Source organism: Pseudomonas sp. GD04015 (assembly GCF_029837675.1).
Taxonomy (GTDB): Bacteria; Pseudomonadota; Gammaproteobacteria; order Pseudomonadales; family Pseudomonadaceae; genus Aquipseudomonas; species Aquipseudomonas paralcaligenes.
On record NZ_JAOEEE010000014.1, the window covers coordinates 39,626 to 55,380 of the forward strand.

A 15,755-nucleotide genomic window follows, 5' to 3' on the forward strand; every position below is an offset into this window, starting at 1 on the left:
CGCATCGTTTATGCGATTTTATGCCTTCTGGTTATTTGCTTATGACAACGCGATTTAAAAAAAACTGAACTAACCGTCAAAGTGGCCGGTCAGAGAACACGAATGGCACGCAAGCCCTTCGATGCTCCTAGCTGTGTTTTAGTGTTGGCAGATCTCTGAACCCCGCCCTAGCGGTTCAGAATTGAACCCCGGACTTCTCCCTCCCCATACGAAGCCCGGGGTTTTTTTTGCCTGCGATTCAGCCCCGAACTCACTCGGCCTCGTCGTCTTCCAGCAGCCCCAGCCACTGCGCCAGCACCAGCTGCGCCTCCTCGACGCCCATGCGCTTGGGCGCGGAGAACAGCTGGATGCTGGCCACATCGTCGCCCCACTCCTTGCGGATCTCCTGGCGCACCTTGAGCAGGGCGTTCTTGGCAGCGCCGAAGGTCAGCTTGTCGGCCTTGGTCAGCAGGATGTGCAGCGGCATGCCGCTGGCCTTGGACCAGTCCAGCATCATGCGGTCGAACTCGGTCAGCGGATGGCGGATGTCCATCAGCAGCACCAGCCCGCACAGGCTCTCGCGGCTGCCCAGGTAGGCCTCCAGATGCTTCTGCCAGTGCTGCTTGAGCGGAATCGGCACCTTGGCGTAGCCGTAGCCCGGCAGGTCGACCAGGCGGCGCTCGTCGTCCAGGCGGAAGAAGTTGAGCAGTTGGGTGCGACCCGGCGTCTTCGAGGTGCGCGCCAGGCTGGCGTGGGTCAGGGTATTCAGCGCGCTCGACTTGCCGGCGTTGGAGCGTCCGGCGAAGGCCACTTCCAGGCCGCTGTCGTCCGGGCACTGGTCGACCTTGGCGGCGCTGATCAGGAAAGTTGACTGCTGGCACAGGCCGAGAATGGGGTTCTTGGATGACATGGGGAGTCCGTATGGGCGGGGTAGCGGAAGTGCTCGCCAGCGGCCGGGAGAGCCCGGGGGCGCGGCATGGTGTCGCTTCCGTTTCAGCGACTCCAGTATATAATGCCGCAGATTTTGTGTGCGCTTTGTCCTTCCGCCGGGAGCGAGACATAAACGCTGCGCGACCAGACGCAGGCCGTTCCCATCCCTGATGAGGTCTGGCCAATGGAGAAAATGCTGATCGCCGGCGCAGCGTTGTTGTGGTTGTCGGCGGCTGCGAATGCCAATGCGGTACAGGATCCCGAAGCGGTTTATGCCAAGGCCTGTTCGGCCTGCCACAATGGACAGCTGCCGATGGCACCCAAGCGTGGCGACAAGGCCGCCTGGGAGCCGAGAATGGCCAAGGGCATGGACGCGATGGTACTGAGCGTCACCAAGGGTTTGAATGCCATGCCACGCGGTGGCCTGTGCATGGATTGCAGTGCCGAGGACTACCAGGCCGTCATCAAGGTGATGAGCGAGTAGTCCCGTAAGAAAACCTTATTACCTCTAGCCGTTATTGGATTAGCTGATGAACAAAGTACTCGTGAGTCTCCTGTTGAGCCTGGGTGTCTCCGTGGCAGCACACGCCGCCGACGCTGGGAAAATCGTCGGCGATGCCGAGGCCGGCCAAGCCAAGACCGCAGTCTGCGGCGCCTGCCACGGCGCCGACGGCAACAGCCCCGCACCCAACTTCCCCAAGCTGGCCGGCCAGGGCGAACGCTACCTGCTGAAGCAGATGCATGACATCAAGGGCGGCAAACGCGTCGTGCTGGAAATGACCGGCATGCTGGACCCGCTCAGCGAGCAGGACCTGGCCGATATCGCCGCCTATTTCGCCAGCCAGAACATGAGCGTGGGCGCCGCCGACCCCACTCTGGTCCAGCGTGGCCAGGAACTGTTCCGCGGCGGCAAGCTGGAAGAAGGCATGCCCGCCTGCACCGGCTGCCACTCTCCCGACGGCGCCGGCCTGGCCGCAGCCAGCTTCCCGAAACTGGGTGGCCAGCATGCCCAGTACGTCACCAAGCAGTTGACCGATTTCCGCGAAGGCAACCGCACCAATGACGGCGATGCCATGATCATGCGCGCCATCGCCGCCAAGCTGAGCAACAAGGACATCGAAGCCGTGTCCAGCTACATCCAGGGTCTGCACTGAGCAGCGCTGACAAGCCGAAACAAAAGGGTGGCCATGGCCACCCTTTTTCTTGGGTGCTACCGCTACAATGCCGGAACCCGTCGCCGTGACGCCGGTCGAATCGAGCCGCCGCATCACGCGGCCCCATCGTCAAGGAGCTCCGCATGCGTAACCTGATTCTCAGTGCCGCCCTCTTCAGCCTCAGCTTGTTCGGCCTGAGCGTCCAGGCCGACAGTATCGAGGCCGGCCGCCAATACACCGAGCTGAGCAGCCCGGTCCCGGTTTCCCAACCGGGCAAGATCGAAGTGGTCGAGCTGTTCTGGTATGGCTGCCCGCACTGCTATCAGTTCGAACCGACCCTCAACCCCTGGGTCGAGAAGCTGCCGGGCGACGTCAACTTCGTGAGAGTCCCGGCCATGTTCGGCGGCATCTGGGACGTGCACGGCCAGCTGTTCATCACCCTCGAATCCATGGGTGTCGAAAGGCAAGTGCATGACGCCGTGTTCGAGGCCATCCACAAGGAGAAGCGCAAGCTGGCAACTCCCGAGGAAATGGCCGAGTTCCTCGCCGCCCACGGCGTGGACAAGGGCAAGTTCCTGAGCACCTTCAACTCGTTCGCCGTGAAGGGTCAGATGGCCAAGGCCAAGAAGCTGGCCATGTCGTACCAGATCACCGGCGTGCCGGTCCTGATCGTCAACGGCAAGTTCCGCTTCGACATTTCCTCGTCCGGCGGTGAGAACCAGGCCCTGGAAGTCGCCAACTTCCTGATCCAGAAAGAGCGTTCCGCCAACTGAGTCCCTGCCTATGCTGCGCCGCTGGAGTTCCGGGCGTTCCGCAGGCCTGCGTCAGGCGCAGGTCAACGGCTTCTGCACGGAATCCAACGGCCACTGCGGCGATGGCCGCCTGCGCCTGCTCAGCTTCAACATCCAGGTCGGCATCAGCACCGAGCGCTATCACCACTACCTGACCCGCGGCTGGCAGCACCTGCTGCCGCACCCCGGCCGGGCCGGCAACCTGCAGCGCATCGGCGCCCTGCTCGGCGACTACGACCTGGTAGCACTGCAGGAAGTGGATGGCGGCAGCCTGCGCTCCAGCTACGTCAACCAGGTCGAGCGCCTCGCCGAACTGGGCGCGTTTCCCTACTGGTACCAGCAGCTCAATCGCAACCTCGGGCGCCTGGCCCAGCACAGCAACGGCGTGCTCAGCCGGTTGCGCCCCGACCAGCTGGAAGACCATCCCCTGCCCGGCCCTCCCGGCCGCGGCGCCATCCTGCTGCGCTTCGGCGAAGGCGCCGATGCCCTGGCCGTGGTGATGATGCACCTGTCCCTCGGCGCCCGTACCCGCACCCGCCAGCTGGCCTATGTGCGCGAGCTGATCGGGAATTACCGCCACGTGGTATTGATGGGCGACATGAACACCCACGCCGTCGATCTGCTGCAGCATTCGCCCCTGCGCGATCTCGGCCTGGTGGCGCCGCAGATCGAGGCGACCTTTCCCAGCTGGCGCCCACAGCGTTGCCTGGACCATATTCTGCTGAGTCCAGAGCTGGTGCTGGAGCGGGTCGAGGTGCTCAGCCAGCCGATTTCCGATCATCTGCCGGTGGCCGTGGATATCCGCCTGCCGACCGGCTCCAACCTGCCTATGCTGTAGTGGCTTTGCCACTGGATTGCCACCAATGACCAACGACGCCCAGCGCTGGAAAGACAAGTATCTGGCAAGCCTTGAACAGCAGGAGCTGGAAGAGAAGCGCTGGAACGAACGCCTCGACCTGCTGCGGCGCGGCCTGGTGCGCAGCTCTCTGGCGGCCGAGGGCAGCGACAAGGCGGTGGACCAGTGCATGCAGGAACTGCGCGAACTGATCCGCGGCGAGCAGATGGACGCCGGCCTCGCCGCACTGATCCCGCGCCTGGAGAAGGCCGTGCTGGATTCGGAGCAGCGCCGCCAGCAGCGCGTCGAACAGAACATCGCCGGCATCACCGGCCTGACCCAGCAACTGCTGGCCCTGGAGCCGCCGCGCGAAGTGCGCAAGGCGCTCAGGCAATTCGCCAAGCGCATCGACGAGCGCGCCAGCCAGCCGCGCGAGCTGCCCGCCCTGCTGGCCGAGCTGGGCAGCCTGCAAGGCAAGGCACTGAGCGTGCTGGGCAGCGAGCCGGTGGAACGTCCCGGGCTGCTGCGGCGCCTTTTCGGCGGGCGCGAGGACATGCCGGCAGAGGACGCGTCTCTCCCGCCGCCATCCCAGCCCGCTCCCCGGATCGATATCGACGAGGAAGACGAGCAGGACATCCCGACCGCCCCGGCCCCTGCCGAAGCCGATGCACCGACCATACCGGCGACCGTGAGGGAAAGCGCTGCCGGGTCTCCGCCACCGTCTGCCGCCACCGGCCCGCAGCCAACGCCTCCGCGCCTCGCTCCCAATCTGGACAGCCTGCCGCTGGACGCCCGCATCATCACCGGCGACGGCGATTCCGCCTACGAGCTGCCCGAACGCTCCGAGCCCGGCTACAGCGCGGTGGCGCCGCATATCGCCGAGAGCCTGCTCGGCCTGCTCGCCGAACTCGAACTTCCCGACTATCACCAGCCCCAGGGCGAGGCCCTGCGCGAGCGCCTGCAAGGCGGGCTCAACTGGTACGAGCTGGTGCCCCTGCTGGACGATCTGGCAGTGCTGGTGCTGGCCGTCACCGACAACGGGCAGCGCGAGTTCGCCGGCTACCTCAAGCAGCTCAACGAACGCCTGGCCGCCTTCCTCGACACCCTCACCGAGGCCCACGAGGGCTACAGCGAATCGGTGGAGAGCGCTCGCAATTTCAACCAGGAGCTGCGCGACCAGGTCAGCGGCCTGCAGGCCAGCGTGCAGGATGCCATCGACCTGCCCAGCCTGAAGCGTGCCCTTGAGCAGCGTCTCGAGGGACTGCTGAGCACAGTCAGCGAACACCAGCACCAGCGCGAAGGGCGGGAGGAGGAAGTCTCGGCGCGCCTGCAGGCGCTGACGCAGAAGGTCGCCGAGATGGAGCAGGAGGCCCAGGGCTTCCGCGAGCATCTGGAGGAACAGCGGCAGAAGGCCCTCGTCGATCCCCTGACCGGCCTGGCCAACCGCGCGGGCTGGGCGGAGCGCCTGGACCTGGAAATGGCACGCTGGCGCCGGTACGGCGGCGATCTGCTGCTGGCGGTGCTGGACGTCGACCACTTCAAGCGGATCAACGACAGCTATGGCCACCTGGCCGGCGACAAGGTGCTGAAGATCATCGCCGGCGAGCTTGCCAAGCGCCTGCGCAAGACCGATTTCCTCGCCCGTTTCGGCGGTGAGGAATTCGTTCTGCTGATCCCCGGCACCCCGCTGGAGGGTGGGCAGCAGTTGCTGGAAACCCTGCGTGGAGCCGTCGAGGCCTGCCCGTTCCACTTCCGCGGTGAACCCGTGACCATCACCTTCTCGGCGGGGCTCACCGCGTTCGCCGGCGAGGACAACAGCGAAACGACCTTCAGCCGCGCCGACCAGGCTATGTACAAGGCCAAGCGCGAAGGCCGCAACCGCATCGAACTAGGCTAGCCGCCTGCGGATGAAGTCCGGGGTTGCAGGGTTCGCCTCTTCCTGGTTGGCAACAACATAGATTGACACAAGCCCCCTTGAAAACACTGAGGAAAATCGACGTCTTAGGTACCAGCCTCTACAACATAGTTTGACACAAGGCCACCGGCACATCGAATAAAGCCCTGATCTTGGGACAACATAGATCGACAAATTCTTTTACCAGCCCTAGCCGGGCCTCCGGCTACCCAGGAATCCATTCCTAAACGAGTTCTGTGCTGGCTGAGCTTTCGGGTTAGAAGCCTCATCTCGCCCTCCCTCGCTCCATCCGCCACAGCCACTGTCTTCAAAGGAGCATTTAGGGCAGAAACGATTAATCTTCAGAGGCTAATCGATAAACGTAGGAGGTTCCTATGAACACCATGGACTTGCTCGCCCCTGTCGTTGAACGAGTTCTTTCTGCCGGGAAGCTGCTATCTACGGAGTGGCACCGTATCGGCGGCCCCCGAGGCCATGGGGACAAAGCAGCTATCGACTCCGAGATAGAGACTCAGCTACGACTAGATCTGCTCGAGATTCTGGATTGTGATTTCTGGGGTGAGGAAACTGGAACCCATATGACAGGCCACGACTACTGTTGGGTGGTCGACCCGAACGATGGAACAGGGGACTTCCTACAGCATCGTGCAGGATCAGCCATCTCTGTTGGCCTACTTCACAATGCAATCCCTGTTCTCGGGGTGGTCTACGCGCCGATCACACCGGATGGTGGTGAAGATTGCATCTCCTGGGCAGAAGGACTGCCAGCAATCATTCGCAATAGGCAAACAGTACCTGCTCTGCTTGATCAGCTGAGGTTGACCTCCAGCAGCGCGGTACTAGTAAGCACTGCCGCGACAAGCAAACTCGAACTCAATGCAGAGCTTTGTGCCCCGGCAGATTTCATTCCGATGCCCAGTATCGCCTATCGCCTCGCTCGTGCTGCAGTTGGTGATGCTGTCGTTGGTACGTCCCTTGTACCTGTGTCAGCTCATGATGTAGCGGGAGGTCACGCACTACTGATCGGCGCTGGCGGTGTGCTCATTGATCAAAATGGCGAACCGATCACCTATGAATCTGAAGAGCGAATGAAGGAGGTTTCCTTGCGCTGCTTCGGCGGAGCACCTGAAGCATGTCGAGAGCTTGTCACTAGGGACTGGAAGCGCTTGTTTCGCCAGTAATGAACTGAAATCCCACACACAACCAGTTGAAGGCAGGAAATCGTAGGCTAAGCGCTACTGCATTCGAGAAGGCGCCCCTCGCGGGCGCCCTCTGTGAAGATCAAGGAACGTAACAGCTCTTGGCCCTATACGCGCTGAGAGAAACGTACAGATCAATCAGCCGAGAACTTCTTGTCGCAAGGTGGCAACACGATTAACTAGCGGCTCAAGCATTCGCATAACAGCCAAAAAATCAGGGAGCGAATCATCCTTTATTAGGATGCTGTCCATCGCCGAGCCGTCAATGCAGACATCAAAAATAAAGCGAACACCCGGCAGCTCCCCCCTAGCCCGCTCCATGTTCTCTCGGCGGAACAGCCTGTATGCATCTGCCACATCATCGTAAACGATGAAGCCCAGCTTTTTCTGCAGCAGGCCAACCTCATAATCGTCAAAGTCGGCAAGTTCCGGGAGGAGCAGGTCCTCCAACTGTGCAGCTACCTTTACCAGCTCTCCCTTCAAGACCTCATATACCGCCATTCTTTTGCTCCCTAATGCTTGGTCGTTTATTTGCAGGGCCCGTGCTCCGATCTTTCGTTCTCAGGAGAAAGATCTTCGCTGCAGCCTGCACATTTCATTTATCTGCGCGCGCGCTCAGTCCGCTGTAGCACGCATCTGAACTCGCTCGGATGAGAAAAACAGCAGCCTATCTTGCAGGTTTATGACTGCTTGCCTTTGCTGTGCCTCTGCCAACACTACCTAGGCCCTGCACAGCATTGGAATATGAGTGGTCCTCAGCAAGCTCCAAACCAGACGTGCTGCCCTCTAGTTCTACAGCGACCCTCACCACATCAACAATGGCCGGCCTAAAACAAGGCAGGCCATGCCGGTACACCCAACATCTAAGGGCTTACCTTTTTCCGAAGGTCCACAGCAGCAGACTCAATCTTGGCCAGCATCTGAGCCCTTGGCTTGCAATCCTCATAGCCTTTAAGGAGCACGGCCCAGACCGTCTCAATGGCCTTAAGCGTGTCTTGCGGAGTGGTAAATCCATCAATCACTGGTCCGTAGTAAAACTTGGCCTCGACCTCCTCCGTAATGCCGTTGGGGTGCTCCATGAAAGCCCAGTCCTCAAGACGCGAACGCACTTGGTTCAATTTCTCGTAAACCCTAGCGGTTACGCCAGCAGCACGGACCGAACTGTTGCAGAGCTTATGTAGGATCGGTCCAACGGTTGTGTGCATCTCCAATGGCATTCCCCGTACCGGGCGCCATTTGGAACGAACCCCACGCGCTCCACCGTACGCTACCGCTCCATTTCTGACGCCACTGGATGGCAACGTGTGCGGCCTGCGAGGCTTTCCTGAAGCAATACGGGCCGGGCTAATAAACTTGGAATCGTATTCCATTTTCCGGGGCAGCCCCTTGGGATAAGCGCTATCAGGAATTCCCTCAACCAGGGTTTGCACCTTCTTGATTAGAGCCTGACTGGGCGAGATCAGATATGGGACGGAGTAGCCAGGGTAGTAAAGCCCGTGCCAACTTGGCGCCACCTGATACAGTCCATGCTCCTGCAGCCATTCTTCCCTAAATCCAGGCACAGGCGAAATGTAGGGCTCATCCAACAGCAACCAATCGCCGGTTTGTGGATCTTCCCAGCCGGTCATGTGATCGGATTTCGGTATCCGACCCAAGCTTTTCACTGCCTCAAAATTCTCCTTCCTGCACCCACCCACCAGCCCGGTTGCGTTCAAGAAGAGCAGAGTAAAGCTGGCTTGATCCAAGTACTGCATCGCACTGTTCTGGCTGGCAGCATCCGTGCGTAATTCGAGGTGATCTGGCGCTTCAAGTTTGAATCTACTCAGGTACGCGCCGCCAATCTTGATGCCATCAGCAAGCAATTCGGAGAGGGGGAGCTTGAGTTGAACCTCGACGGTACAGCGGCCAGATGATCGAGCGCTAGAATGGAGGTCATTCCAGTACACCGTGACATAGGCGGTAAAGCTCTGGGCCCTAGCCTTGGCGATGGCCCGCTTGGCGTGCATGAAGTTCTGGAAGCCTGCCTTGCGGGCGGCCTCATCAAGGGCTTGGTGGTGAGTGATGCCAGATACGCGCTTGATAGACTTTGCCGAGCGCTTGAGGCCGTCGATAGTTGACGGAGGGGTAGCGAGGGTAACCATGAATTTCTCCCGGTCTATCTCGCAGCGTCACCCGTCTCCGCTACAACAGACCGATTAAATTCACAGTCGGTCGTTTATTAGCAAGGCAGTGCCGTTACCAGCTCTTAAAGACGGGTGTCATACGCCTGCCGGGGCGCCGTTGCATGGTAGCAGTGGTTTTGCGATGACCTCAAGCAGCAGCGCATTCGGAAAGCTTCACCCCATTAATGCTGCCTGATCTGCTAAGACTGAACCTGCGATGCCAACTGAATCCAGGTTGGCTACTGCTCGCGCAGCCATTCGACTCATCAGAGGTTTGGCCAGAAACCTCCAATATGGGTCTGGCGCATATTGAATTAGCAACAAGTAAGGAAATCAAAATGGCAAGGATCGACCTGATTGTCCCGTTTTCACAGAAAGATGAAGCTAAAGCCCTCGGCGCCCGCTGGGATCCTGACCTAAAGGTTTGGTACATCCCCGAAGGGGGCGATGTGGCCCAGCTGGCCCGATGGCTACCTGTGACAGAGAATTCAGCTCTGGAACACGAACCTGAATTTCGCGTCAGAGCCCCTTTCTACTACGTGATTCAGTCAACTACCCGCTGCTGGCAATGCCCTGAATGGACGCGAGTTTTCTCGTTTAAGCTTCCCGAGGAGCACGAACAGTTCGACTACATTGAGGATGAAGACGAAGGCTTTTCGCTCACGAGCAACCTCGGCGAATGGAAGAACCATGGATATCGCGGCACCGCCTCCGACGTGTACAGCCTATCCCCTCAGGTCACAAAGCAGATCCGTCGCTTCACTGAAAATTTCAAGCACGCCTACAGCAGGACGGCCGGTAGCCGGTACCTAATGAATCACTGTGAGCACTGCGGAGCGAAGCTCGGCGATTTCTTCATGCACAACGAGCCTGGTGGAGCTTTCTTTCCGACCTCGCCAAACGAAGGCCAGCGAATGACTCTCTTTAGAATCAATGAGCGATTCGATGCCAACTGTAGCGTCGGCATTACCTCTGAAGATTTTTTCGACTGGATGCAGGTTCCCGAACAACCTTAACCACAACTTTTAAGGCTAAGGGGTTCTCCGCCTACGACGGCGAACTCTTGGTCTTCTGGATGAATTATCTACGGCGATACTCTTCGGTCGGCAGCAAACGCTCACGAACGCTCAATTTGGGCTGCCTCCGCTCCGCTAGCTGCGACTCTGGTTGAGCTCTACCCCTTCGGCTATGTATCTTAGGAGCACTGACGAGCGACCTAGGAATAAACATGTCTATTATTGCTGAATACAAAGCCCTTGAAGCTCAGATTGCAGAGCAGCAAAAGCGTCTGGAAGCCCTCAAGGGTGACGAAAAGCTCAAGCGTGAGATTGAATTCGAGACAAAGCTCCGCACACTGCTGGCAGACTACAACTACTCCCTGCGCAACGTTATTGCTCTACTCGACCCAAGCGCCAGCAAAAGCGCTGTGGCCCCAGTAAAAGGTGCTCGCCGTGAACGGACGCTCAAGACATACAAAAATCCGCACACTGGTGAAGTTGTAGAGACCAAGGGAGGCAATCACAAGGTGCTGAAAGCTTGGAAAGAGCAGTACGGTGATCAAGTAAAGAGCTGGGTAAACTAGCTTAATCTATATATAAGGGCCGCATGTGCGGCCCTTGTCGTTTCCGTGTCAACTGCGCGTTAATTTAGCCGACTTCACCACCATCAAATTTTAGTTGGAGCAAATTTTACTTTCTTAAGAACCCAGCTCATTTTCTTTTCCTATGCAGGCTAAATATGCTGAGCATATGCAATCTCCACCACGCTAATCTAGCCGAACCTAAAATAATGTGATCGGTAGTCTAGCCGGTATGAAATTCTTCTTGGATACAAATGTTTGGAGCTACGTAGCAGACCACGACGCTGGCTCAGACCTAGTAGCCGCCTCAGTGGCTGCGAAGGCGCCCATTTTGGTCTCACCAGCGATAGTCGATGAGGTGCAAAGGCTACCCAACGCCGAGGCTCGCCGCAGAATTGTGCGGTTAGTGACACATTCTAAATGGCAGCGCCTCATGCCGGAAATCTACAGCGAATGTGAAGAGCTGAAGGGCGAGATCAAACGCGCACGGCCTGAATGGATTATTCCCAATCCGCGGATGAAGGAAGTACATCGGTTACGGTATGACTGGGTACGTCGCACTGGCGGATACTGGGATCGCGTACGTCGAGGGGTAACGCAGGATTCAACTACCGAAAGCCTTCGTTGCGAACAAGAGAGTCGACTTGCCGTCGAGGAATCATTCGCCATCCGAGAGCGACTGAAGAGAGCCAAAGGGGCGCCAACGGAAAATCTACAGCACGTAGGTTTTCTACCTGAACCAAGCACCCGAGGTTGGCTTGGGAAACCGGTGCATTACTGGCGCGCACCAAGCCTGCATTTCTTCACTAAGGAGCTGCAGGTTTATGCAAGCGCGGTAAGGGAATGGCTAGATAGCGAGGTCGATGTATTCGCCATGCTTGCATCCTCTGAATCTATGAATCGGCTTTGGCTACACGAACTCGACCCAGCAGGGGTACCTCGACAGTGGCTTCGAGGCTCTTTCGAGTTTCTTCAGGCATGGCACAAGGTAACTAACGGTACACCCAGTGATTCACGATTGGCGACCCATCTCCTAGACGCTGATGTAATCGTTTCTGCAGATAAGAACTTTGTTCGCTTTGCAGATCGCTGCAGAGTCGAAGCTCCGTTCACGATTGGCAAACCTGTACTCATTCCTGCTGCACGAGCGGGTGTTGATGAATTGCTGCGACTGATTTCTTGAGCGAAGGTACCCCTGACTGCACGAGATAGGAGGTGAACCTGGGACGAAGGCAGCGTCATTTCGCTGACATAGCTCGGGCCAGTCGAGTCTCCAGCTCCTACTTATTCAACTATCGACAACCGGCGCCTTATTGGCTGTATGTAGCAATTCGAACAGAGTTTTTCGATCAGGACTATGCGCTGTCAAAGCAGAGCGTGCTGCTGCCAAGGACTATTTGTTGCGGCATGGCGGGGCTAACGAGGCGAATGGTCTGCTCGGTGTATCGTCGGTGAGCCACAAGGCCACTATTCGTCGGCGATGGAACCCGCGGGTGCCGCACTCCGGGGTACAGACGAGGATCTGACCTGCATTTATTTGGCAGTAGTTTTTCCTGGTATGGCCACCTGCCGCGGTGTCGAATGGGAGTGGACAGAGATAGCCAGTGCAGTGAGCCATCGTCCTGCCTGCGATTGGTCAGTTCTCATATTCCGATTAGAAGCTAGACCTACCTGATTCGCAGTGATGATTCGATCAGTGCTATCCTCGACTCGCTGCCCAAGAGCTTCCTCTCCCGTGCATCTATTATCGGTGATGAAACTTGGTTTGAGGCGGTCTCTTTGAGGCCGCCTTTGTCATTTCTGAGGTCGCCAGTTTAGAGCTCCCGGCTGCCCTGTCTTGCTGGGCTTGATCCTTGGCGTGGCTAGATGTCCCATCCATAGGCCTCTTATCCAAGGAGCCAGCCACACCCTGGCGATGTACTCAGCTGGCTGGGCCGAATGTGCCGTCTGCAAAACTTGCACAATGTTTCCCTCGCAAGCTCTACCGGTAAACGCATTGCGGTGCTTCATGACTTCAGCGTGGCGCGTACTGCCCCGACCTTGCGGGCTCTTAGGTTCCAGCAGGCCTGGGCCAATCTCGCCATCGCAGCCATCATGAGTGCCAGCGCCAGAGGTCCTTGCTCCATGCCGTCCCAAGCGCGATCAAGCGCGACACAACAAGAAGTCTGCTCAAGCAGTTGGGGCATCAGCAAGGGTGATGCATTAGGCAGTTTATACCTTGAGCGTGTTAGATGATCTGGCCTCTAGAGGATTCTGAGAGCGTCGATCTTCTTATGCGTTTCGCATAGAGACGTCATGTCGCCCCTAGCCATGACTTCAACGAAAGACCTCCCATCAAAGGACTCATTGTGATTCGCCATTGAGGGGAAGCCATACGCGTTCCCAGAGTTTTCGAATACTGTCCGGAGCACGGCATCGATGTTTGCACTAAGCTGATGTGTTGCAGTTGGTCTCCAGGGAGATCCCAATTTCCAAACCATATTGCTTTGCACACGTCTGATGCGAGATGCCCAAGATGCTGCATGCTTGCGCTGGCGAAGCGTTCCATTTCTCTAGGACGGTCATCGCGGTGAGCAGCGCTGCTGGTCCTTGCTGTCCCGAGTCACAGTGGCCTTGAACATTCGCGGTCATGACCAAGCTCAAATGAAAGATGACAGGCTTAGTCTCGGACCGGACGCAATATGGATCAAGCTACATTGCGCTCAGCGGATGACCATCGATCCTAGTTTACAGATGCTTGGCTAGCCTTATGGAAGCACGGCTATTCAAGCGTCGGCTCATATGAGGGTTGAGTAGTTGATCATAACGCATGTGGTGATTGAGGACTGGGATGGTGATGGCACCATCCGTATTCCCGATGAGGTTCTCCAATTGATGGGAGTCGATGTTGGAGACAGCCTTTATCTCGTAGAGGAATATGTCGGTACCGTTCGCTGTATGGTGCTGAGCAAAACTCCTCGCGTCCCTGACCGTATAGACGAGTTGGTGGAGCACATGGACTCCATAGCAAAGAAACAAACGTAACCGCCAACGCTTCCTTGTCAGCCGATTCTGCGGCACCGCTGGCGGATCGCTAGTGCCTCCTGCGGAAATTGGGCTCCACACATGACAACGGGTAATTGCTTGGAATGGAACTAGGCCGGAACGTCCAGGTTTCCTGCCGCTGCGAGTCCGCAAGAAATCTTATTTATCTCCAAAACCGAGTCCCGACCAGCAAGCTCTGGCGGATTAACGCCGGCACCTGGGGCAAAGGTTGCGGTACGGATCCATCACAACCTCGTTAGAAATATAGCGAAAACTAGGGGTAACTAGCATTTTTTGCTAGTTACCCCTAGAGGTTGATATAGCTAGCCAGTGTCGGACCGGCCAGGTAGAGATCTGACTCGACCATACAGGTATCTAGGTGCTCCTCTTGGCCTCAATTTCCTAGCCCGCTACGACCGTAGATCGAGTTGTCGGAGCTAAGACCTGCTGCTTGGTGGCAGTATGCGGGGCGGTGGTACAGGCAGCTAACCGATTCGGAATTGAAGCAGAAACTGTCTAACGCCATTGCCCGCACCGTACCTACAAATCGCATCCCTTGGATCGAGGATCATCTGATTAACAGCGCGGAGATCAAGAGCATCGCCTGGCAAAGAGCCGCGCGGGAGGCGTTGTCAAACGCCGAGTTGGCTGCATGCTCGGGCGCTTACGGTCCCCAGACAGCCTTGCTCTGTCGCGCCTCGCCCTGCCACCCCTGGTATTGCTCCACGTGCAATCCAGAGAAGGTGAGTTGAGACTCCTCTCGACATTTACGACTTTCGGCATGCCGCTTGATATCACGGTGGCCTCGCTTCGCATCGACCACCTCATTCCAGCAGACACGCGTACCTGGTAGGTAATGAAAGAGGTTTGTGAACATCAGTCACCTGGAGCTGGAGATTTTGCGTCGCAACAGATTTGCCAGCTCATTAGGGTTTCTGCCCCGATGCAGCCCTTCGCATCAGGCGACTGCAGACAGCCACGCTCTCGCTTCCGCTTACGAGTCGTGGTGTCTCACCTGACAGGTTCAGCGCTGCCGGCTCGGTAGTTATTGTGCTTGACCCACAGTAACAATCCAGACTTACTCGGTGTAATTGTTACCGCAGGCTGATCATTCTCGGCGGGAATCAAGCAGCAAGATTCTCAGATTATAGGGATGTGTATGCAAAGGAAGGTCGGTCTCATTGACGTATTTACCGAGCCCTATGAGGCTTGGACCTGGCGTAGAGCCAGTCAGCAGGAGGCCTTGGATCTTCTTAATCACGGCGTGCATCCAAGCCAAGCTATGGAGGTGAAGGACAAGCTTATCGCTGTGGTCTCCACGCCTGTTGAAGCTGCTAGTCGAATGCTTGACGCGCGTGTTGACAATGGGCTCGAGCATCACGTTGATGCTGCCCTGTATTCAAGCGCCGAATACCAAACGCTGCAAAGCTTGATGCCATCGGACGAGCCTCCGGCGCTTAGCGCTTACCAAGGTTCATTCACAGAGCACGACTGGGCTCCAGCCGATGCCGCGATCAAGTCCAATGGTGTAGAAATGGCTGATGGGCAGTTTTTGTTCCACGGGGGGCTCTGGCCAAGCGAAAGCAACACCTTCATCACGACACGACCATTCTCTACCTCCTTCTGCCCTCAGGTAGCATTGAGAAATGCCGAATGGCGTGGAAAGGCATACGACTCTGGCCGCGTAGACCTGATGGTTGTACGGGTCACACGGTCAGAAACGAAAGCCTACGCCTATAACCTCGAGGGCGATCACGGCAACGAAAAGGAAATTGTCTTTGCAAGCGGCGCAATCCTTCGTCGTGTCCGTGAATCCCAATTGGCCGATATACCTGTAAGCAAGGTCACCTTACAGTTGAAGACGCTCGAAAAGGTGGTGCCTGCCTATCTAGTTGAGGTGGAACTGAGCTAGATGCGAAAGAAGAAAGGGACAGGTCTATTTATCGGGCTGCTGCCCGCTTTTGGCCGATTCTGTTAAAAAAGTCCCGCCGCAATTTTGCTCATGAAAGAGCACGAGCGACGTTGAAGTCTGGGTCGCTTAGAAGATCAAGCTGCCTTGGTTTTTACGTAGCAATGCTCGATTTGGATGTTTTTCAGGCTACGAGCAAGCAACTCTGTCGCACACCGAGTTTTTCAACAGAATTGGCCGGAAGCGCCTCCACCGCTGGACAACTATCGGCCCAAAAA

14 protein-coding genes and 1 pseudogene are annotated in these 15,755 nt (G+C 57.5%); 12 read left to right on the forward strand and 3 right to left on the reverse strand.

Translation table 11 applies throughout. From position 1 onward, the window contains the following. Positions 1–250: 250 nt before the first annotated feature. Positions 251–889, reverse strand: a complete 639-nt coding sequence (gene yihA / locus N7640_RS13885; RefSeq protein WP_279904035.1) for a ribosome biogenesis GTP-binding protein YihA/YsxC — start codon at positions 887–889, stop codon at positions 251–253. A 204-nt stretch (positions 890–1,093) separates the two neighbouring features. On the opposite strand from yihA, the gene N7640_RS13890 reads away from it, so the two are divergent. The 6 genes from N7640_RS13890 to N7640_RS13915 all read left to right on the forward strand — a co-directional run bounded on the left by N7640_RS13890 (position 1,094) and on the right by N7640_RS13915 (position 6,785). Next, positions 1,094–1,393 (forward strand): c-type cytochrome, encoded by a 300-nt coding sequence (locus N7640_RS13890; protein ID WP_220815303.1) that lies wholly within the window; start codon positions 1,094–1,096, stop codon positions 1,391–1,393. Positions 1,394–1,439: 46 nt separating this feature from the next. Beyond that, positions 1,440–2,063 (forward strand): c-type cytochrome, encoded by a 624-nt coding sequence (locus N7640_RS13895; RefSeq protein WP_279904036.1) that lies wholly within the window; start codon positions 1,440–1,442, stop codon positions 2,061–2,063. Between the two features lie 143 nt (positions 2,064–2,206). Then, positions 2,207–2,836: a thiol:disulfide interchange protein DsbA/DsbL gene (locus N7640_RS13900; protein ID WP_279904037.1), complete on the forward strand. Its 630-nt coding sequence runs from the start codon at positions 2,207–2,209 to the stop codon at positions 2,834–2,836. A gap of 10 nt (positions 2,837–2,846) precedes the next feature. Then, on the forward strand, positions 2,847–3,692 hold the full coding sequence (locus tag N7640_RS13905) for an endonuclease/exonuclease/phosphatase family protein (protein WP_220815300.1): 846 nt from the start codon (positions 2,847–2,849) through the stop codon (positions 3,690–3,692). Positions 3,693–3,717: 25 nt separating this feature from the next. After that, on the forward strand, positions 3,718–5,586 hold the full coding sequence (locus N7640_RS13910; protein ID WP_279904038.1) for a diguanylate cyclase: 1,869 nt from the start codon (positions 3,718–3,720) through the stop codon (positions 5,584–5,586). A 392-nt stretch (positions 5,587–5,978) separates the two neighbouring features. After that, positions 5,979–6,785: an inositol monophosphatase family protein gene (locus N7640_RS13915; RefSeq protein WP_279904039.1), complete on the forward strand. Its 807-nt coding sequence runs from the start codon at positions 5,979–5,981 to the stop codon at positions 6,783–6,785. A 156-nt stretch (positions 6,786–6,941) separates the two neighbouring features. Here N7640_RS13915 and N7640_RS13920 read toward each other — a convergent pair whose 3' ends face one another. Both N7640_RS13920 and N7640_RS13925 read right to left on the reverse strand, forming a co-directional pair. Beyond that, entirely contained in the window at positions 6,942–7,304 is a 363-nt protein-coding gene (locus N7640_RS13920) for a hypothetical protein (protein ID WP_279904040.1), read from the reverse strand. A 362-nt stretch (positions 7,305–7,666) separates the two neighbouring features. After that, complete coding sequence (locus N7640_RS13925) at positions 7,667–8,944, reverse strand: DUF5623 domain-containing protein (RefSeq protein WP_279904041.1); 1,278 nt, start codon at positions 8,942–8,944, stop codon at positions 7,667–7,669. Between the two features lie 359 nt (positions 8,945–9,303). On the opposite strand from N7640_RS13925, the gene N7640_RS13930 reads away from it, so the two are divergent. The 6 genes and pseudogenes from N7640_RS13930 (at position 9,304) to N7640_RS13955 (ending at position 15,480) form a co-directional block, all read left to right on the forward strand. Beyond that, positions 9,304–9,981 carry a DUF5710 domain-containing protein gene (locus tag N7640_RS13930; protein WP_279904042.1) on the forward strand — a complete coding sequence of 226 codons (678 nt, stop codon included), beginning with the start codon at positions 9,304–9,306 and terminating at the stop codon, positions 9,979–9,981. Between the two features lie 212 nt (positions 9,982–10,193). Continuing rightward, positions 10,194–10,547 (forward strand): histone-like nucleoid-structuring protein, MvaT/MvaU family, encoded by a 354-nt coding sequence (locus N7640_RS13935; protein ID WP_279904043.1) that lies wholly within the window; start codon positions 10,194–10,196, stop codon positions 10,545–10,547. A gap of 430 nt (positions 10,548–10,977) precedes the next feature. Continuing rightward, the gene (locus N7640_RS13940) at positions 10,978–11,727 is read left to right on the forward strand and encodes a hypothetical protein (protein WP_279904044.1); all 750 of its coding nucleotides are present in this window, start codon (positions 10,978–10,980) and stop codon (positions 11,725–11,727) included. A 1,616-nt stretch (positions 11,728–13,343) separates the two neighbouring features. Then, positions 13,344–13,568 carry an AbrB/MazE/SpoVT family DNA-binding domain-containing protein gene (locus N7640_RS13945; RefSeq protein WP_279904156.1) on the forward strand — a complete coding sequence of 75 codons (225 nt, stop codon included), beginning with the start codon at positions 13,344–13,346 and terminating at the stop codon, positions 13,566–13,568. A gap of 560 nt (positions 13,569–14,128) precedes the next feature. Then, positions 14,129–14,421: pseudogene (locus N7640_RS13950) on the forward strand (transcriptional regulator); the annotation flags it as partial. Positions 14,422–14,727: 306 nt separating this feature from the next. Further along, a complete protein-coding gene (locus tag N7640_RS13955) occupies positions 14,728–15,480 on the forward strand; it encodes a hypothetical protein (RefSeq protein WP_279904045.1) in 753 nt (250 codons plus the stop codon). Positions 15,481–15,755: the final 275 nt, after the last annotated feature.

Excerpts from the sequence above, each read along its gene's own strand:
- yihA (WP_279904035.1), bottom strand. The coding sequence starts at position 889 with ATGTCATCCAAGAACCCCATTCTCGGCCTGTGCCAGCAGTCAACTTTC.
- N7640_RS13890 (WP_220815303.1), top strand. The coding sequence starts at position 1,094 with ATGGAGAAAATGCTGATCGCCGGCGCAGCGTTGTTGTGGTTGTCGGCG.
- N7640_RS13895 (WP_279904036.1), top strand. The coding sequence starts at position 1,440 with ATGAACAAAGTACTCGTGAGTCTCCTGTTGAGCCTGGGTGTCTCCGTG.
- N7640_RS13900 (WP_279904037.1), top strand. The coding sequence starts at position 2,207 with ATGCGTAACCTGATTCTCAGTGCCGCCCTCTTCAGCCTCAGCTTGTTC.
- N7640_RS13905 (WP_220815300.1), top strand. The coding sequence starts at position 2,847 with ATGCTGCGCCGCTGGAGTTCCGGGCGTTCCGCAGGCCTGCGTCAGGCG.
- N7640_RS13910 (WP_279904038.1), top strand. The coding sequence starts at position 3,718 with ATGACCAACGACGCCCAGCGCTGGAAAGACAAGTATCTGGCAAGCCTT.
- N7640_RS13915 (WP_279904039.1), top strand. The coding sequence starts at position 5,979 with ATGAACACCATGGACTTGCTCGCCCCTGTCGTTGAACGAGTTCTTTCT.
- N7640_RS13920 (WP_279904040.1), bottom strand. The coding sequence starts at position 7,304 with ATGGCGGTATATGAGGTCTTGAAGGGAGAGCTGGTAAAGGTAGCTGCA.
- N7640_RS13925 (WP_279904041.1), bottom strand. The coding sequence starts at position 8,944 with ATGGTTACCCTCGCTACCCCTCCGTCAACTATCGACGGCCTCAAGCGC.
- N7640_RS13930 (WP_279904042.1), top strand. The coding sequence starts at position 9,304 with ATGGCAAGGATCGACCTGATTGTCCCGTTTTCACAGAAAGATGAAGCT.
- N7640_RS13935 (WP_279904043.1), top strand. The coding sequence starts at position 10,194 with ATGTCTATTATTGCTGAATACAAAGCCCTTGAAGCTCAGATTGCAGAG.
- N7640_RS13940 (WP_279904044.1), top strand. The coding sequence starts at position 10,978 with ATGCCGGAAATCTACAGCGAATGTGAAGAGCTGAAGGGCGAGATCAAA.
- N7640_RS13955 (WP_279904045.1), top strand. The coding sequence starts at position 14,728 with ATGCAAAGGAAGGTCGGTCTCATTGACGTATTTACCGAGCCCTATGAG.